General features: G+C 73.3%; 19 protein-coding genes. 9 read left to right on the top strand and 10 right to left on the bottom strand.

Annotated elements, in window-relative coordinates; translation table 11 throughout:
- Positions 1-41: 41 nt before the first annotated feature.
- Positions 42-1,322 (top strand): Bcr/CflA family multidrug efflux MFS transporter, encoded by a 1,281-nt coding sequence (locus ACZ42X_RS27870; protein WP_468295507.1) that lies wholly within the window; start codon positions 42-44, stop codon positions 1,320-1,322.
- Between the two features lie 4 nt (positions 1,323-1,326).
- On the opposite strand, the gene ACZ42X_RS27865 is transcribed toward ACZ42X_RS27870, so the two are convergent.
- On the bottom strand, positions 1,327-2,652 hold the full coding sequence (locus tag ACZ42X_RS27865) for a hypothetical protein (RefSeq protein ID WP_468295504.1): 1,326 nt from the start codon (positions 2,650-2,652) through the stop codon (positions 1,327-1,329).
- A gap of 175 nt (positions 2,653-2,827) precedes the next feature.
- On the opposite strand from ACZ42X_RS27865, the gene ACZ42X_RS27860 reads away from it, so the two are divergent.
- Positions 2,828-3,790, top strand: coding sequence for a small ribosomal subunit Rsm22 family protein (locus ACZ42X_RS27860; protein WP_468295939.1), 963 nt, complete (start codon positions 2,828-2,830; stop codon positions 3,788-3,790).
- A 161-nt stretch (positions 3,791-3,951) separates the two neighbouring features.
- Complete coding sequence (locus ACZ42X_RS27855; protein WP_468295502.1) at positions 3,952-4,437, top strand: hypothetical protein; 486 nt, start codon at positions 3,952-3,954, stop codon at positions 4,435-4,437.
- Between the two features lie 66 nt (positions 4,438-4,503).
- Here the strand turns inward: ACZ42X_RS27855 and ddaH are convergent, their stop codons facing one another.
- Positions 4,504-5,352 (bottom strand): dimethylargininase, encoded by an 849-nt coding sequence (gene ddaH, locus ACZ42X_RS27850; RefSeq protein ID WP_468295936.1) that lies wholly within the window; start codon positions 5,350-5,352, stop codon positions 4,504-4,506.
- An 87-nt stretch (positions 5,353-5,439) separates the two neighbouring features.
- On the bottom strand, positions 5,440-5,628 hold the full coding sequence (locus ACZ42X_RS27845) for a DUF6243 family protein (RefSeq protein ID WP_468295500.1): 189 nt from the start codon (positions 5,626-5,628) through the stop codon (positions 5,440-5,442).
- A gap of 119 nt (positions 5,629-5,747) precedes the next feature.
- Between ACZ42X_RS27845 and ACZ42X_RS27840 the strand changes: the two genes are divergently transcribed.
- Both ACZ42X_RS27840 and ACZ42X_RS27835 read left to right on the top strand, forming a co-directional pair.
- Entirely contained in the window at positions 5,748-6,374 is a 627-nt protein-coding gene (locus ACZ42X_RS27840) for a TetR/AcrR family transcriptional regulator (RefSeq protein WP_468295497.1), read from the top strand.
- A gap of 131 nt (positions 6,375-6,505) precedes the next feature.
- Positions 6,506-7,246, top strand: coding sequence for a bifunctional DNA primase/polymerase (locus ACZ42X_RS27835; RefSeq protein WP_468295495.1), 741 nt, complete (start codon positions 6,506-6,508; stop codon positions 7,244-7,246).
- A 19-nt stretch (positions 7,247-7,265) separates the two neighbouring features.
- On the opposite strand, the gene ACZ42X_RS27830 is transcribed toward ACZ42X_RS27835, so the two are convergent.
- Both ACZ42X_RS27830 and ACZ42X_RS27825 read right to left on the bottom strand, forming a co-directional pair.
- Complete coding sequence (locus ACZ42X_RS27830) at positions 7,266-8,225, bottom strand: SCO2278 family lipoprotein (RefSeq protein WP_468295493.1); 960 nt, start codon at positions 8,223-8,225, stop codon at positions 7,266-7,268.
- The gene (locus ACZ42X_RS27825) at positions 8,134-9,027 is read right to left on the bottom strand and encodes an FTR1 family protein (protein ID WP_468295490.1); all 894 of its coding nucleotides are present in this window, start codon (positions 9,025-9,027) and stop codon (positions 8,134-8,136) included. Before ACZ42X_RS27825 ends, ACZ42X_RS27830 begins: the two co-directional genes overlap by 92 nt.
- A 43-nt stretch (positions 9,028-9,070) precedes the next feature.
- On the opposite strand from ACZ42X_RS27825, the gene ACZ42X_RS27820 reads away from it, so the two are divergent.
- Entirely contained in the window at positions 9,071-9,730 is a 660-nt protein-coding gene (locus ACZ42X_RS27820) for a PhzF family phenazine biosynthesis protein (RefSeq protein ID WP_468295487.1), read from the top strand.
- Between the two features lie 39 nt (positions 9,731-9,769).
- Here the strand turns inward: ACZ42X_RS27820 and ACZ42X_RS27815 are convergent, their stop codons facing one another.
- Together ACZ42X_RS27815 and map are read right to left on the bottom strand one after the other, a co-directional pair.
- Complete coding sequence (locus ACZ42X_RS27815; protein ID WP_468295484.1) at positions 9,770-10,438, bottom strand: biliverdin-producing heme oxygenase; 669 nt, start codon at positions 10,436-10,438, stop codon at positions 9,770-9,772.
- 133 nt (positions 10,439-10,571) lie between these two features.
- A complete protein-coding gene (gene map, locus ACZ42X_RS27810; protein ID WP_468295481.1) occupies positions 10,572-11,429 on the bottom strand; it encodes a type I methionyl aminopeptidase in 858 nt (285 codons plus the stop codon).
- 58 nt (positions 11,430-11,487) lie between these two features.
- On the opposite strand from map, the gene ACZ42X_RS27805 reads away from it, so the two are divergent.
- Positions 11,488-11,712, top strand: a complete 225-nt coding sequence (locus ACZ42X_RS27805) for a hypothetical protein (protein ID WP_468295479.1) — start codon at positions 11,488-11,490, stop codon at positions 11,710-11,712.
- Here the strand turns inward: ACZ42X_RS27805 and ACZ42X_RS27800 are convergent.
- The gene (locus ACZ42X_RS27800; protein WP_468295476.1) at positions 11,709-12,989 is read right to left on the bottom strand and encodes an MFS transporter; all 1,281 of its coding nucleotides are present in this window, start codon (positions 12,987-12,989) and stop codon (positions 11,709-11,711) included. The two genes, ACZ42X_RS27805 and ACZ42X_RS27800, sit on opposite strands and share 4 nt — an antisense overlap.
- 43 nt (positions 12,990-13,032) lie before the next feature.
- Positions 13,033-13,650 (bottom strand): hypothetical protein, encoded by a 618-nt coding sequence (locus ACZ42X_RS27795; RefSeq protein ID WP_468295473.1) that lies wholly within the window; start codon positions 13,648-13,650, stop codon positions 13,033-13,035.
- Positions 13,651-13,750: 100 nt separating this feature from the next.
- Between ACZ42X_RS27795 and npdG the strand changes: the two genes are divergently transcribed.
- Together npdG and ACZ42X_RS27785 are read left to right on the top strand one after the other, a co-directional pair.
- On the top strand, positions 13,751-14,431 hold the full coding sequence (gene npdG / locus ACZ42X_RS27790; RefSeq protein ID WP_468295471.1) for an NADPH-dependent F420 reductase: 681 nt from the start codon (positions 13,751-13,753) through the stop codon (positions 14,429-14,431).
- Positions 14,432-14,443: 12 nt separating this feature from the next.
- On the top strand, positions 14,444-14,668 hold the full coding sequence (locus ACZ42X_RS27785) for a hypothetical protein (protein WP_468295469.1): 225 nt from the start codon (positions 14,444-14,446) through the stop codon (positions 14,666-14,668).
- Here the strand turns inward: ACZ42X_RS27785 and ACZ42X_RS27780 are convergent.
- Positions 14,658-15,467, bottom strand: a complete 810-nt coding sequence (locus ACZ42X_RS27780; RefSeq protein WP_468295466.1) for a site-2 protease family protein — start codon at positions 15,465-15,467, stop codon at positions 14,658-14,660. The genes ACZ42X_RS27785 and ACZ42X_RS27780 overlap by 11 nt on opposite strands.
- Between the last annotated feature and the right edge of the window lie 83 nt (positions 15,468-15,550).

The raw sequence follows: 15,550 nt of genomic DNA, 5'->3' as shown, positions 1-15,550 counted from the left end.
CGAGCATAGGGCGCTGAGCCAGCCCGCGAAGAGGAGACGTGATGCCGGAGAGCGGCCCCAGCCACATACGCACCGAAGGCGCCGAGACCACGGCACCGACGAGAGGGGAAGCCACGGCCGCCGCGCGCCGCGCGAGCCTCCTCGTCACGCTCGTACTCGGCGGGCTCACCGCCCTGCCGCCGCTCTCCATGGACATGTACCTCCCGGCCCTGCCGGAGGTCACCAAGGCCCTGGGCGCGCCCGCCGCCACCGTGCAGCTCACCCTCACCGGCTGCCTCGCCGGCCTCGCGCTCGGCCAGCTCGTCGCCGGTCCCATGAGCGACAAGTGGGGCCGCCGCCGCCCGCTGCTCATCGGCATGATCGTGTACGTCGCCGCCACCGCCGTCTGCGCCTTCGCGCCCGGCATCGAGCTGCTCATCGCCTTCCGGCTGCTCCAGGGCCTCGCCGGCGCGGCCGGCATCGTGATCGCCCGGGCGGTGGTGCGGGACCTGTACGACGGGGTCGAGATGGCCCGGTTCTTCTCCACGCTCATGCTGATCTCCGGCGCCGCGCCGATCATCGCCCCGCTGATCGGCGGGCAGGTGCTGCGGCTCACCGACTGGCGCGGCGTCTTCCACGTCCTGACCGCCGTCGGGGTGCTGCTCACGCTCGTGGTGTGGAAGTGGCTGGGCGAGACGCTGCCCCCGGAGCGGCGGCACGGCGGTGGCGTCGGCGAGGCGCTGCGCACCATGCGCGGGCTGCTCGCCGACCGGGTCTTCACCGGCTACATGCTGGCCGGATCGCTCTCCTTCGCCGCGCTGTTCGCGTACATCTCGGCCTCGCCCTTCGTCGTCCAGGACCTCTACGGGGCGTCCCCGCAGACCTTCAGCCTCCTCTTCGGGCTCAACTCCGTCGGCCTCGTCGCGGTCGGGCAGATCAACGGCAAGCTGCTGGTGGGCCGGGTCAGCATGGACAAGGTGCTGGCCTTCGGCCTCGCGGTGCTCACGCTGGCCTCCCTCGCACTGCTCCTGATGACCAGCGGCGTCTTCGGGCCCGTCGGCCTGGTGCCGGTCGCCGCCGGGCTGTTCGTCCTGATGTCGGCGATGGGCCTGGCCATGCCCAACACCAACTCCCAGGCGCTGATGCGTACCCCGCACGCCGCGGGCTCCGCCTCCGCGCTGCTCGGTACGTCGTCGTTCCTGATCGGCGCGGTCGCCTCCCCGCTGGTGGGCATCGCGGGGGAGCGGACGGCCGTTCCGATGGCCGTGGTGCAGCTGGTGTGCGCGGTCGGCGCGGTGGGCTGCTTCCTGCTGCTGTGCCGACCCTGGCGCAAGGAGAGCTGAGGCTTTACCCCTTTTCCGCGTACGCGACGAGGTGCACCCGGTCCGCCGGGTCCGTCCAGCGGAACAGTCCCACGCCCGCCACCTCCGCCTCCGGCAGCCGTACGTTCGGCGGGAGCGCCTGGGGCACCCCGGTGGCCAGGTCGATCCGGACCGGGTTGCCGCCGCCCGCCAGGGCGTCGGACGGGCTGCGCGCGCTGCCCGCGCCGTAGACCACGCCGTCGTCGGTGACCGTGGTGAGGGTGAGCGGACTGGTGCCGTCGGGGTTCTCGAAGCAGCGGCCGGTGCGGGCGTCCAGGTCGAAGGCGAGGCTTCCGGCGACCAGGTACCGCGCGCCGGGCGAGGTCACGGCCCTCGGGTACTCGCCCGGTTCGATCGCGGGCTTGCGGCACTCCGTCTGCACCAGCGGCGCGCCGGTGGTCACGTCGTGCACGGCCCAGACGTCGTGCGTGGCGGCCCGCCGGGCGCCCTTCTTGTGCTGCCAGCGGGCCAGGACGTGCCCCGGGGCCAGCGAGGTCGGCACCCCGCTCGCCGGGTCGGCGCCCGAGGGGGCGCGGCCGCGGCTCGCCCAGCCGCCGCGCACCCAGAAGCTCCGGGCGCCGCTGACCAGCAGGCCCTTGGGGGTCATCCCGCGCACCTCGGTGAGGGTGCGGCACTCCGGGCAGCCCTTCGGATACCCGAGCGCCTCCGGCGCGACGGTGGTGACCTCGCCGGTGTCGGGCGCGACGACCGCGCTCCTCGCCTTGCCGTCGCTGACGACGACACCCGGCCCGGTGGCGGTCACTATCGGCGCGTCCGGCCACGGCACCTCCACCCGCTGCCGGGCGCCGTCGGCGGCGTCGTACACGTCGAGCGAGACGAAGCTGCTCGCCGGTGTCAGCGGGTCACCGCGGAGCGAGCCGTACGACCAGGCCACGACGTACCGCCGGCCGTCCTTGGCGAGGGACAGCAGACGCGGTACGTCGCCGGGGCCGCCCAGCGGGTGCCACGGGCGGCCCGTCCAGCGGGGCCGACCGGTCGTGGCGTCGACGGTGCGCAGGCGGTACTGCGCCTCGCCCACCGGCTCCAGGTAGGCGACCAGACCGATGGCGGGGTCCACGACATAGCCGGCGGAGACGTCGGGGAGCTCCCAGCCGCGGCGGGTGTCGTACGCGGCGGGGACGGTCAGCCGGGTGACCGGGGCGGCCGGGCCGGCGCTGCCGGTGGCGGTCCGGGCCGGCTTCGGGGTGCCCTTCGGGTCGTCGGCGCCGCCACCGCAGGTGGCGAGGAGGAGCAGCAGGGCCAGGACGGTCACACCGGCCACCAGGGCCATGCGCACGATCCTCTGTCTCATGGTCCCCCCGTGAGCCCGCCCACCCGGATCAGGGCGGCCAGCCTAGCAACGCGGGGCACCTCCGGGGGCCGCCTACGATGGGTCGGTGAACGTCTCCCCGTCCCCCTCCGACTCCGCCTCGGCCTCCGCTCCGGCGTCCGTTCCGGTCTCCGCCTCGGCCTCCGTCTCGGGCGCTCTGCGCGACGCGCTGGCCGGGCTGCTCGACGGGCTCCCGCCGACGAAGGCCGCGCAGGCCGTCGAGCGGCTCATCGCCAGCTACCGGGGGACGACCCCGACCGACGCGCCCGTGCTGCGCGACCGGTCCGACGTCGTCGCGTACGCCGCCTACCGCATGCCCGCGACGTTCGAGGCGGTGCGCTCCGCGCTGGACGCGCTGCGGGCCGCGGCCCCGGAGTGGGTGCCGGGCACGCACACCGACATCGGCGGCGGTACGGGCGCGGCGAGCTGGGCCGTCGCGGAGGCGTGGGACTCGGCGGCGCGCACCACGGTGCTGGACTGGGCGGAGCCGGCGCTGGCGCTGGGGCGCGAGCTGGCGGCCGCGTCCGGGGTGCCGGGGCTGGCGGGCGCGGCGTGGCGGCGCGCCCGTATCAGCGGGGCGCTGCGCGTGGAGAGCGGCGACCTCGTCACCGTCTCGTACGTCCTCAAGGAGCTCACCGAGGCCGACCGCGCGGCCGTCGTCACCGAGGCGGCCCGTGCCGCCCAGGCCGTCGTGATCGTCGAACCGGGCACCCCCGACGGCTACGCCCGGATCATCGCGGCGCGCGACCTGCTGATCGCCGCAGGGCTGCGCATCGCCGCGCCCTGCCCGCACAGCGCCGCCTGCCCCATCGAACCGGGCACCGACTGGTGCCACTTCGCGGCGCGCGTCAGCCGCTCGTCACTCCACCGCCAGGTGAAGGGCGGGTCGTTGGCGTACGAGGACGAGAAGTTCTCCTACGTCGTGGCGACCCGCTTCCCCGTCGTCCCGGCGCCCGCGCGCGTCACCCGCAAGCCGCAGATCCGCAAGGGGCAGGTGCTGCTCGACCTCTGCACCGAGGACGACGGGCTGCGGCGCGACACGGTCACCAAGCGGCACGGCGCGCTCTACAAGGCGGCGCGGGACGCGGCGTGGGGCGACGCCTGGCCCCCGCACGGATGAGCCGACGCCCGTGGGCCGACCGGTCGCCGGGCCGACCGTCCGATGAGGTGACAGGGGGCAACCGCCCGGGTGAGGGGGTGCCCCCGCCGGTTGCCGCGGGGCCGGAGCCGGGTTGAGCTGGGCTCGCTGCCGTCCCCTCACCCCACCTCAGGAGGTCCCGCATGCTCCGCTCCCTCGCCACCGCCGCGCTCGCCGCCACCGCCCTCACCCTCACCGCCGCCGTCCCGGCGGCGTCGGCGCCCGTACCGGCGCAGGAGGAGACGCACGTGCTCGACTGGCTGGCGGTGAAGCAGTCGGACACCAAGCCCGTCGGCCCTCGGCTGCGCGCGGGCGCCGACTGGTCGGTCTTCGCGCACCTGTACGAGAACGACAACGGCAAGCCCGGCAAGAGGATCGGTGACGCGACCGCGCAGTGCACCGCCGTCAAGGTGGCCCGCAAGGGCTATGTGGCGCAGTGCCAGCGCGTGCTGCGGACCGACGAGGGCAGCATCACGCTCACCGACACGTTCGACCGCTACGGGCGGGGCCCGCACGGCGGCGACTCGGCGATCACCGGCGGCAGCGGCGCGTACGAGGACGCCGAGGGCAAGGCCGAGCTTTCGCTCCACGGCCGCCACGCCTTCTTCAAGCTCACGCTGGAGGACTGACCCGGGGTCCGCCCCGCAGACGGGCCCGGTCCGGTCGGCACCCCGACCGGACCGGGCCCGTTCCCCTTACTCCCGCAGCTCCTGGGTGCAGCACTTCACGCTGCCGCCGCTCTTGAGCAGCTCGCCCAGGTCCATGCCGATCGGCTCGAAGCCGCGCTCCCGCAGCGGCCGGAAGAGCCCCACCGCCGCCTGCGGCAGCAGCACGTGTCTGCCGTCGCTCACGGCGTTCAGCCCGAAGGCCGCCGCGTCCTCCTCCTCGGCGATCAGCGCGTCGGGGAAGAGCCGCCGGAGCACCGCGCGGCTGCCCGGGGAGAAGGCGCCGGGGTAGTACATGATCTCGTCGCGCGCCTCGTCCAGGACGCACAGCGCCGTGTCGAGGTGGTAGTAGCGGGGGTTCACCAGCTCCAGGCCGATCACCGGGCGGCCGAAGAACTCCTGCGCCTCGTCGTGCGAGAGCGGGCTGGAGCGGAAGCCGCGCCCGGCCAGGAGGTAGGTGGAGGTGACGGCGAAGTCGCCCTCGCCCTCGTTGATGTGGTCGGGTTCGTGGATGTCGGTGAAGCCGTGCGCCAGGAACCAGGCGCGGTGCACCGCGGCCTCGGGCACGCGCTCGGCGTGGGCGAACCTGGCCAGCAGCACCCGCCCGTCGATGACGGTGGCGCCGTTGGCGGCGAACACCATGTCGGGCAGGTCGGGGCGGGGTTCCAGCTGCTCGACGGTGTGGCCGAGCGAGCGGTAGCGGTCGCGCAGGTCTTCCCATTGGGTGAGGGCGAGCGGCAGGTCGACCGGTTTCGCCGGATCCATCCACGGGTTGATGGAGTAGGTCACCCTGAAGTGCGCGGGTGGGCACATCAGGTAGCGGCGGGGTGTTGCGTCACGAGGCAAGGAAGGCTCCTCACGGACGGCACGGCAGCGCACGGTGTGTGCGTGCAAGCCATGGTGCGCCGTGAGGAGCCTTCGCGCAGTGGACCGTACGGGTGAGTTGGCGGGCGGTTCACCCGCGACTCACGAAGCGTCGCGCGCCGTACGTCCCTGCTTCACCTCCCGCAACGTGCGCAGCAACTCCCGCTTCTGCGCCGCCGGATCGGCACCCCGGCCGGCCCGGCCGCCGCCGCTGCCGCGCAGCGCCGCGCGGGAGAGGTTCCTGCGGGTGCCGCCGACGCCGAGCATGTTGCCGCTTCCGCCACGCGTCATGGTGGGGCTCCTTCCGTCGTCGTCCGTCCTGACACCTCGATACTGGTACGAGACGTATCGTCTTGTCAAGCTTTTCGAGACGAACCGTCTCGCCTCGCGTGGCTGCTAGATTGAGACCCATGGCAGACATCAAGGCACCCGACTCCACGCGCCGCAGCGAACGCTCCCGCCGCGCCATCTACGCCGCCGCCCTCGCCCTCGTCGGCGAGGTCGGCTACGCCAAGACCACGATCGAGGGCATCGCCGCCCGTGCCGGGGTCGGCAAGCAGACCATCTACCGCTGGTGGCCCTCCAAGGCGGCCGTGCTCCTGGACGCCTTCCTCGACCTCGGGCGCCAGGCCAACGAGGCGCTCGGCGGCGACGCCGACAGTGAGATCCCCGACACCGGCGACCTGGAGGCCGACCTCAAGTTCGTCCTGCGCGCCACGGTCGACGAGATGAACGACCCCACCTTCGAGGCCCCCTCCCGCGCGCTCGCCGCCGAGGGCATGATCAATCCCGAGCTCGGCGCCCAGTTCGTCGAGCTGCTCCTGGAGCCGCAGCTCCAGCTGTACGTCAAGCGGCTGCGCGCCGCCCAGGAGGCCGGCGACGTCCGGGCGGACATCGACCCGCGGATCGCCCTGGAGCTCTTCGCCGGCCCGATCGCCCATCGCTGGCTGCTGCGTACCCTCCCGCTCACCCACGAGTACGCCGACCGGCTCGTCGAGTACGCCCTCCACGGCCTCGCCCCCCGCCCCGCGGGCTGAGCAATTCCGGCATAGCCACCCATCACGCCCAGTTCTTCCACCCCGGTTGGGGACTCCGGTCACCCGGGGCGCAGGATGGTGGGACCATGGCAGGGACCGCAGGGCTTGCATGATCAGGTGTGAGGGGATAGATGGGCGACGGTATCGGCCGCTACCGCGGCACGGAGAGCAAACTCGCGCACTGGCTGCGCCGGCGTCCGAGGAAGTCCGCCGCCGACGTACCGACCCGTGAGGACCTGCTCCTCGCCATCGCCGCCGCCGGACTGCCCCTCGCCCCCGCCGCGTATCCCGTCGGCTACCGCTGCTCCTGCGAGCGCATCGGCTGTCCGACCCCGGCCCGCCATCCGGTCTCCTTCGCCTGGCAGACGCAGTCCACCACCGACAGCGCGCAGATCCAGCGGTGGGCCGAGGGCCAGCCGCAGGCCAACTTCATCACCGCGACCGGCATGGTCCACGACGTCCTGGACGTTCCGTTGGAGGCCGGTCGCGCCGCGTTGGAGCGGCTGCTCGGCGAGGGCGTCGAGGTGGGGCCGGTCGCCGAGTCCGGCGACGGCCGGATGCTGTTCTTCACCGCCACCCGGGGCACGCCCGAGGACGAGGACGAGTGGTGGCCGTGCGAGCTGGACTGCCACCCCGAGACCATGGACGAGCACCCCGGCCTGCGCTGGCACTGCCGCGGTTCCTACGTCCTCGTCCCGCCCGCACGGCTCCCCGGTGAGCTCGGCGTCGGCTGGGTACGCGGCCCCGAGCACCCGCTGCCCGACCCGCTCACGCTGCTCGAAGCCCTCACCGACGCCTGCGCCCGCCACGCCGACCAGCTCGACGACGACCACCACGACCACCACTCGGTGGCCTGGCCCCTCAGCCGCTGAGTCCGGACCTCCGAGACCTCTACGACCCGGTCGCCGACGTCACGCCCTGGAGCCGGCCCACCACCGTGACCTGGTCCGAGGCGGCGCCGGACGGCTTCACCCGGGCGACCAGGCCCGCCACCCACTCCTTGGTGAGGGTGGTCTTCACCTCGCCGGTCATCAGCGCCTTCACATCCGGGTTGACCTTGGGCCGGTAGCCCGCCGCCGCCGTCTGGCGGTCGTAGAAGCGCGTCGAGAAGAAGACGAACGCCCCACCGTCCTCGGTCGCCAGCCCGAGCGGCGCGTAGTCGCCCGTGTCCAGCGGCTGGTCCACGAACTGCGTGGACAGCCCCGGCCGCCGTGCGAGGCTCTGCCGCTCGGTCCGCCACACCGAGGTGTGCGGGCCCGCCGCGAAGTGCGCGGGCTTCCCGGAGTGGAGGTAGGAGGTGTACTCCTCGCTCAGGTTCTTCGGCGCGACCGCCAGCGTTGCGGAGTCCGGCGCGACCGGCTCCGCGTAACCCTCGGCGTCCGTCTTGAACGCCGGGATCTGGTTCGGCGCGAGGATCGACAGGTACGCGACCTCCCACAGCTGCTGGGAGCTGTTGCGCACGAAGACGAGCACCCAGCGGCTGTCGCCCGTGCCCTGGTCGGTGTCCCGGTTGGAGTCGGCGTTCGCGACGAACCAGCGCGGCCAGCCCGCCTTCTTCGGAATCGTGTAGGTGGCGTCCGACAGCACCAGGGGCCGGTGGTCGGGGTTCCCGCCCGGGCTGGTGATGGAGCGCGACTTCAGCCCCGCCTGGTTGACCGCGCCGAGCGCACCGGTGACCCGGCCCGCGTCCAGCGCCGGGTCGTACGCCTTGTCGGCCGCGTTGTACGCGTCCGTGAAGTCCTTCAGCGCCTGCGCGGCCTCAGCCTTCGTCGCCGCCGGGACGACCTCCAGCTCGCCGTGCACCGTCACGCACCCGCTCGCGGTCAGCGCCAGCACCACGGTCGCCGTCACCGTCGCCGCGAGCCTCGCCGCCCGACCCCGACCCAGCCTTCTCATCGGTTGCCTTCTGATCCTCGACCCCCACTGACCGTCCGAACCCTACCGGGGCCGGCAACAGCGCGAGCGCCGGGACCGCGTAGAGCACCCACACCGAGGCCTGGAGGACCGTCGGATCGGGCGAGAAGGTGAGGACGCCCCTCAGTACCGTCCCGTACCAGCTGTCCGGCCGGACCACGGCCGAGACGTCGAACGCCGGTGCCGCGCCCGGAACCACCGCCTCCTGGACGGCGCGTACGCCGCCGGCCAGGACGCCCGCCGCCACGACCGGCAGGAGCGGGCCGCACCGCAGGGCGCACCGGAACAGCGGCCACCCCACGACCGCGGCCGCCGTCGCGAGGCCCACCAGCACCCAGGTCAGCGGCTCCGCCGAGCCCGCCTCGTCCGCCGCCGCCCGGACCGTCGCCCAGACGAACAGCGCCGTCTCCAGCCCCTCCCGGCCCACCGCCAGGAACGCCGCCGAGGCCACCGCCCCCGCACCCGCCCGCCCTCCGGCGACCAGCCACGTCAGCACCCCCGCCACCCCCACCGCGCACGCGCCGCCCAGCAGCTTCCGCGCCTCCGGGGTCAGTTCGTACGCGCCGAACTCGAGGAGCGCGCCGAGCGCGAGCGACAGGCCCGCCGCCGCGGCGGCGCCCGTCCACACCGACCGGAGCGCGTCCCGCCGCCCCGTCCTCACCAGGTACGCCAGGAGGACGCAGAGGACCGCGGCCGCCGCCAAACCCCCGCGCAGGCCGAACAGATAGGTGCCGAACATGCGGGCCATCCTGCCGTGTCCCGCCCCGTGCTTGAATGCCGGGATGAACACCGCACGCGACGTCGTGGACGTCCTGGCCGTCTTCTGCGCCGCCGACGGCCGCCACGGGAACCTCCTCGGCGTCGTACGCGACGGACGCCTCCGCCCCGACGAGGCGTCACGGCAGGCGCTCGCCAAGCAACTCGGCTTCAGCGAGACGGTGTTCGTCGACGACCCCGAGCGCGGGGACGTCGACATCTACACGCCCGGCACGCGCCTCCCCTTCGCCGGACATCCCCTGGTGGGCGTGGCCTGGCTGCTGGACCTGGAGGTGGTGAACCCCCCGGCGGGCGAGGTGTGGGTGCGCCAGGACGGCGAGTTCACCTGGATCACCGCCCGCCCGGAGTGGGCGCCGCCGCGCACGCTGCGGCAGTACGCGTCGGCCGCCGAGGTCGAGGCGCTCGACGTACCGCCGCCGGGGGAGTGGCTGTACGCGTGGGCGTGGGAGGACGAGGCGGGCGGCCGGGTCCGTGCGCGGGCCTTCCCCGGGCGCGGCGACGGCATCGACGAGGACGAGGCGACGGGCGCGGCGGCCCTGCTGCTCACGGCGCGCCTCAACCGCGCGCTGAACATCACCCAGGGCCGGGGTTCGCAGCTGCTCACGGCCCCCGGCCCCGACGGCATCATCGAACTCGGCGGCCGCGTACGGGAGATCGGGCGCTGAGGCCCGGGACGTCAGGCGCTGAGGCTCAGGCGCTGAGGCTCAGGCGCTGAGCGGGAACTCCCGGTCCAGCTCCCGGAACACCGCGCCGTTGAAGTCGAACGCCCGCCTGCACTCGTCGACGATCCGCTGCTTCTCCAGGTCGTCGGCGTTCACCCGGTCCAGCAGCTCGCGGTACGTCCGCTTGAAGGCGGCCGGGTTGGGGATCTCCTCGAAGACGTAGAACCGCACGCCGTCGCCCTTGCGCGCGAAGCCCCAGGTCCGCTCGGCCTTGTCCCGGATGATCTGGCCGCCGGAGAGGTCCCCGAGGTAGCGGGTGTAGTGGTGCGCCACATACCCGGCGGGCCAGGTGCGGGCGCACTCCTCGACGCGGGCGGCGTACGCGGCGGTCGCCGGCAGCGCGCTCACGCCGGCGCGCCAGTCCTCGCCGCGCAGATGGGCCAGGTCCCGCTCCAGCTCGGCGGTGCGGAACAGCTCGGGGCGTATGAACGGGCCCGCCACCGGGTCGTCCGCCAGCGGGCCGGCGGCCTCCTCCAGGGCCCGGTAGACGAACCACAGCTGCTCGGTGTACCGGGCGTAGGCCTCCACGCCGAGCCGGCCACCGAGCAGGTGGCTCATGAAGGGCGAGCTCTCCGCCTCCGTGTGCTGCTGGTGCGAGGCGGTGCGGATGAGCGTCGAGAAGGGGGTCACGGTGGTGGCGCTGGCATCCAAGGCGGGCCTCCCGGTCCGGGTCAACGGGAAGTGGCAGCCGGGGCCGCCACTACCGCCGATCTTCCTGCTGAGGCTTACCTAAGTCAACGGGTTGCCGACGGTCCGTCGGAAAAAAGCCTACCCGCCCCGGGCGTCACGGCAACGTGAGGATCTCGGCCCCGGTCTCCGTCACGACGAGCGTGTGCTCGAACTGCGCGGTCCGCTTCCGGTCCTTCGTCACGACCGTCCAGCCGTCGTCCCACATGTCGTACTCGTGCGTCCCCAGCGTCAGCATCGGCTCGATGGTGAACGTCATGCCGGGCTGCATGACCGTCGTCGCGTGGGGCGAGTCGTAGTGCGGGATGATCAGGCCGGAGTGGAAGGACGAGTTGATGCCGTGCCCGGTGAAGTCCCTGACCACCCCGTAGCCGAAGCGCTTGGCGTACGACTCGATGACCCGGCCGATCACGTTGATCTGGCGGCCCGGCTTGACGGCCTTGATGGCGCGGTTCAGCGACTCGCGGGTCCGCTCGACCAGGAGCCGCGACTCCTCGTCGACGTCACCGCACAGATACGTGGCGTTGTTGTCGCCGTGGACGCCATCGATGTACGCCGTGACGTCGAGGTTCACGATGTCGCCGTCGCGCAGGACGGTGGAGTCGGGGATGCCGTGGCAGATGACCTCGTTGATCGACGCGCACAGCGACTTGGGGAAGCCCCGGTAGCCGAGCGTCGACGGGTAGGCCCCGTGGTCGCACATGTACTCGTGCGCGACCCGGTCCAGTGCGTCGGTCGTCACCCCGGGGGCGATGTGCTTGGCGGCCTCCTCCATCGCCTGCGCGGCGATGCGGCCCGCGATGCGCATCCGCTCGATGGTGTCGGAATCCTGCACCTCGGGGCCGGTGTACGGCGCCGGCATGGGCTTTCCGACGTACTCGGGGCGGCGGATGGACCCGGGGACGGAACGAGGGGGAGACAGCTCCCCTGGTACGAGCAGCGACTGGCCAGACATGCAGCGAGTCTAACCAGGGTGCACGGGGCACCATGGCGTCAGAGGAAGGAGCCCGACGATGGCCCTGTTCAAGAAGCGCACGACCGGAAAACCGGGCGAGTGGTACTACTGCCTGAAGCACCAGAAGGTCGAGGAGGGCCCGGAGTGCCCGGCCAAGAACCGCTTCGGCCCCTACACCACCCGCGAGGAGGCCGCCCGCGCGATGGACACCGCGCACGAGCGGAACCTGGAGTGGGAGACCGACCCGAAGTGGCATGACGCCCCCCGGGACCAGGCGCCCTAAGGGAGCTGCGCCGCCTCCCGGGCCGCGCGGCGGCGCAGGGCGTCCTCGTCCGTCGTCGCGTCGTACGTCAGCAGCTTCGGCAGCGCCGCCGCGAGCAGGCCCACCGCCGCCACGCACGCCAGCCCGCCGCTCCAGAACGCCGGGCGCGTCCCCGTCCAGCCGGCCGTCGCGCCCGCCCGGACCTGGCCGAGCTGCGGGCCGACGCTGTACGACAGGACCTCGATGCCCGCGAGGCGGCCCCGCAGCTCGTCGGGGATGGTCTGGTTCCAGATCGTCGAGCGGCCGAGCCCGCTCAGGGTGTCGCCCGCGCCCGCGACCGCCAGGCACACCAGCACCGGCCACACGCTGGAGAACCAGCCCGCCGCGGCGATGGCCAGCCCCCAGCAGGCCGCGCCGCACACCACGAGCAGCCCGTGCCGCCGCACCCGCGAGGTCCAGCCACTGGTGAGGTTCAGCGCCAGCGAGCCGATGGCCCCGGCGGCGTACATCAGGCCCAGCGACCACTCCGCGTCCAGCTCGTCCGCGAGGAACGGGAAGATCGTGTTCGGGAAGGCGAAGAACATCGCGGCCAGGTCGATCGCGTACGTGCCCAGCAGCACCGGCCGTGACCATGCGTACCGCGCGCCCTCCGCGATGCCCCGCAGCGACGGCTTCCCGCCCGAGCGGGCGGGCGGCGCGGGCGTGAGCCGCAGGCACAGCGCCACCGAGACGGTGAAACACACCACCGTCGTGCCGTACGCGGTGGCGAGGTTCCCGTACGCCACCAGCAGCCCCGCCAGCGCCGGACCGGCGATGGCCCCCAGCTCCCAGCGGATCGCGTTCAGCGAGGCCGCCGCCGTCAGCTTGTCGTGCGGCACGATCCGGGCGAGCAGTGCGTCGAGCGCGGGCCGCTGCAGCCCGGCCAGGCCCGCGACCCCGGCGGCCACCACGTACAGCGGCCACAGCAGCGGCGCCGGCAGCAGGGCGTTGACCAGCAGCAGCACGGCCAGCAGGCCGAGTGCCGTCTCGGTGGAGAGGATCACCTTGCGGCGGTCCGCGGCGTCGGCGAGCGCCCCGCCGTACAGGCCGCACACCACCAGCGGGACCAGCTCGACCGCGCCCATGACCCCGACCGCCAGCGGCGAACCGGTCAGCTCCTTGATCTGCAGCGGCAGCGCGACCATCGCCGCGAAGCTGCCGAAGTAGGTGACCAGGCCCTGTATCCACAGGAGCCGGAAGTCCCGTGACGCGCGCAACGGCGACAGGTCGGGGAGGAGGGCGGAGAGTCGGGGAGTCACGAGTCGCCATGGTCGGCGGCGGCCGTCACCCCGGGCAACCGGATTACCAACGCGTCGGCGGCGGCGAGGTCAGCTGGTCGGCCAGCCGCGACAGGCGGTCGCGGAAGCGGCGGCGGGCCCGCGGGAGGGGGGCCGAACCGCCCGGCAGGGTGTTCTCACCGGCCGCCGCGCTCACCAGGTGCTGGACCGTGTCCAGGTCGACGTCCTGCTCCTCCGCCACGGTCAGCGCCTCGTGCGCCAGCCCGTGCACCTCACGGTCGCCGCGGTCCAGCGACAGCACCGTCGCGCCCGCCCGCCGCGCGTCGTGCACCCGCTCCAGCAGGCCGTCGTCCGGCCGGTCCGGCGCCACCACCAGCAGCGTCGAGCCGCGCCCGGCCGCCTCCAGCCGCCCCAGGCCCACCGCCAGGTGCGCCGGATCGGAGGGCCGCACCCGGTGGCGTACCAGTGTCGGCGCCAGCTCCGGCTGCCCCGACCAGGCCGCCTCGTCCACCAGGTGCGCCGTCAGGTGCCACGGCTCGTACTCCGCGGTGCCCACCAGCAGCAGCCCGCCGCCGTGCGACACCACCGAGGAGCGCAGCACCCCGGCGAACCGGCGGGTCGCCGCCGGCCACTCCGTACCGGCCAGGACCTCACGCAGCAGTGCGACGCGTACGGCATCCATGGCGCCGCATCATGCCCCCCGGGCCGGGCCGCCGCGCAGGGTTTCGCCCGGGCGTCACCCGGACGGGGCGGGGCCGGTGGCGTCCCCGTACTGTCGGGCCATGACTACTGCTACTGATCCGTACGAACTCCCCGACGTCTCCGGGCTCGTCATCGGCGTCCTCGGCGGCACCGGTGACCAGGGACGGGGCCTCGCGTACCGGCTCGCCCGCGCAGGCCAGAAGGTGATCATCGGGTCCCGGGCCGCCGAGCGCGCCGAGACCGCGGCGGCCGAGCTGGGCCTGGGCGTCGAGGGCGCCGACAACGCCGCGTGCGCCCGCCGCAGCGACATCGTGATCGTCGCCGTGCCGTGGGAGGGCCACGCCGCGACGCTCGAGTCGCTGCGCGAGGAACTGCGCGGCAAGATCGTCGTCGACTGCGTCAACCCCCTCGGCTTCGACAAGCGCGGCGCCTACGCCCTCAAGCCCGAGGAGGGCAGCGCCGCCGAGCAGGCCGCCGCCCTGCTGCCCGACTCGCGGGTGACGGCCGCCTTCCACCACCTGTCCGCCGTCCTGCTGCAGGACGAGACGGTCGAGGAGATCGACACGGACGTGATGGTGCTGGGCGAGAAGCGCGCCGACACCGACGTCGTCCAGGCGCTCGCCGCCCGCATCCCCGGCATGCGCGGCGTCTTCGCGGGCCGGCTGAGGAACGCCCACCAGGTGGAGGCGCTGGTAGCCAACCTGATCTCCGTCAACCGCCGCTACAAGGCCCACGCGGGCCTGCGCGTGACCGACATCTAGGTGGTGGCGGGCATGGGGGACACTGGACGGGCAACACCCGCACCCGGACAGGAGCCGACCCCCATGCCCCGCCTCGCTCTGTACGCCCTCGTCGTCTGCGCCCTCGCCGTCGCCGCGGCCGTGGTCTCCTTCGTCCAGGGCAGCTGGCTCGGCATCGTGTGGGTGCTGCTGTCCGGCGTCTCGTCCAACATGGCGTGGTACTACTGGCGCCGCCGCCCGCAGCGCGTCACCAGCTGACGATCTCCTCGCAGGCCGGGTTCTGCTCCTGCCACAGGCTGCTGAAGAGGTCCCGCCCGCAGTACGTCTCCAGGTCCGAGATGCAGAGCGCGTCGAGGACGAAGTGGACCAGCCCGAAGAAGGCCGCGCCCACTTCGGGGATGAAGAGGAACACGAACACCGCGAGCAGCCCGAAGGGCGCGTACGGCTCCACCTTCCGCCGGACCCGGTAGGACAGCCACGGCTCGATCACGCCGTAGCCGTCCAGGCCGGGGACGGGCAGGAAGTTCAGGATCGCCGCCGTCACCTGGAGCAGCGCGATGAACGCGAGGGCGAAGCGGAAGGGGACCGGCACGCCGTCCAGGGCACCCAGCCAGAAGGGCGCGGTGCACACGATCGCGAACAGCACGTTCGTCAGCGGTCCGGCCGCCGAGACCAGGCTCTGCTTCCAGCGGCTGCGGATGCGGTTCTGCTCGATGAAGACCGCGCCGCCGGGCAGACCGATGCCGCCCATGATGACGAAGACGACCGGCAGCACGATGCTGAGCAGCACGTGCGTGTACTTGAGCGGGTTGAGGGTCAGATAGCCCTTCGCGCCGATGGAGATGTCACCGCCGTGCAGGGCCGTGCGGGCGTGCGCGTACTCGTGCAGGCAGAGCGAGACGATCCACGTCGACGTGACGAAGAGGAAGACGGCCAGGCCCAGGTTGGCCGAGAAACCCGTCCATACCGCCCATCCGGTGACCACCATGACGGCGGCGATGCCGAGGAAGACCGGACTGATCCTCCGCTCGCTGGGGTGGGACGTGGCGGTGGCCATGGGCGGCGCTCCTGGGCTCGGGGACGTACAGACCGTACCCGACGCCCCTTCCGTCACACGCCGCCCCTCGCTCACCGCCCGAC

Source organism: Streptomyces sp. NPDC030862 (genome assembly GCF_055571835.1).
The sequence above is the reverse complement of the archived record's forward strand: the minus strand, read 5'-3'. Positions and strand labels throughout refer to the sequence as shown.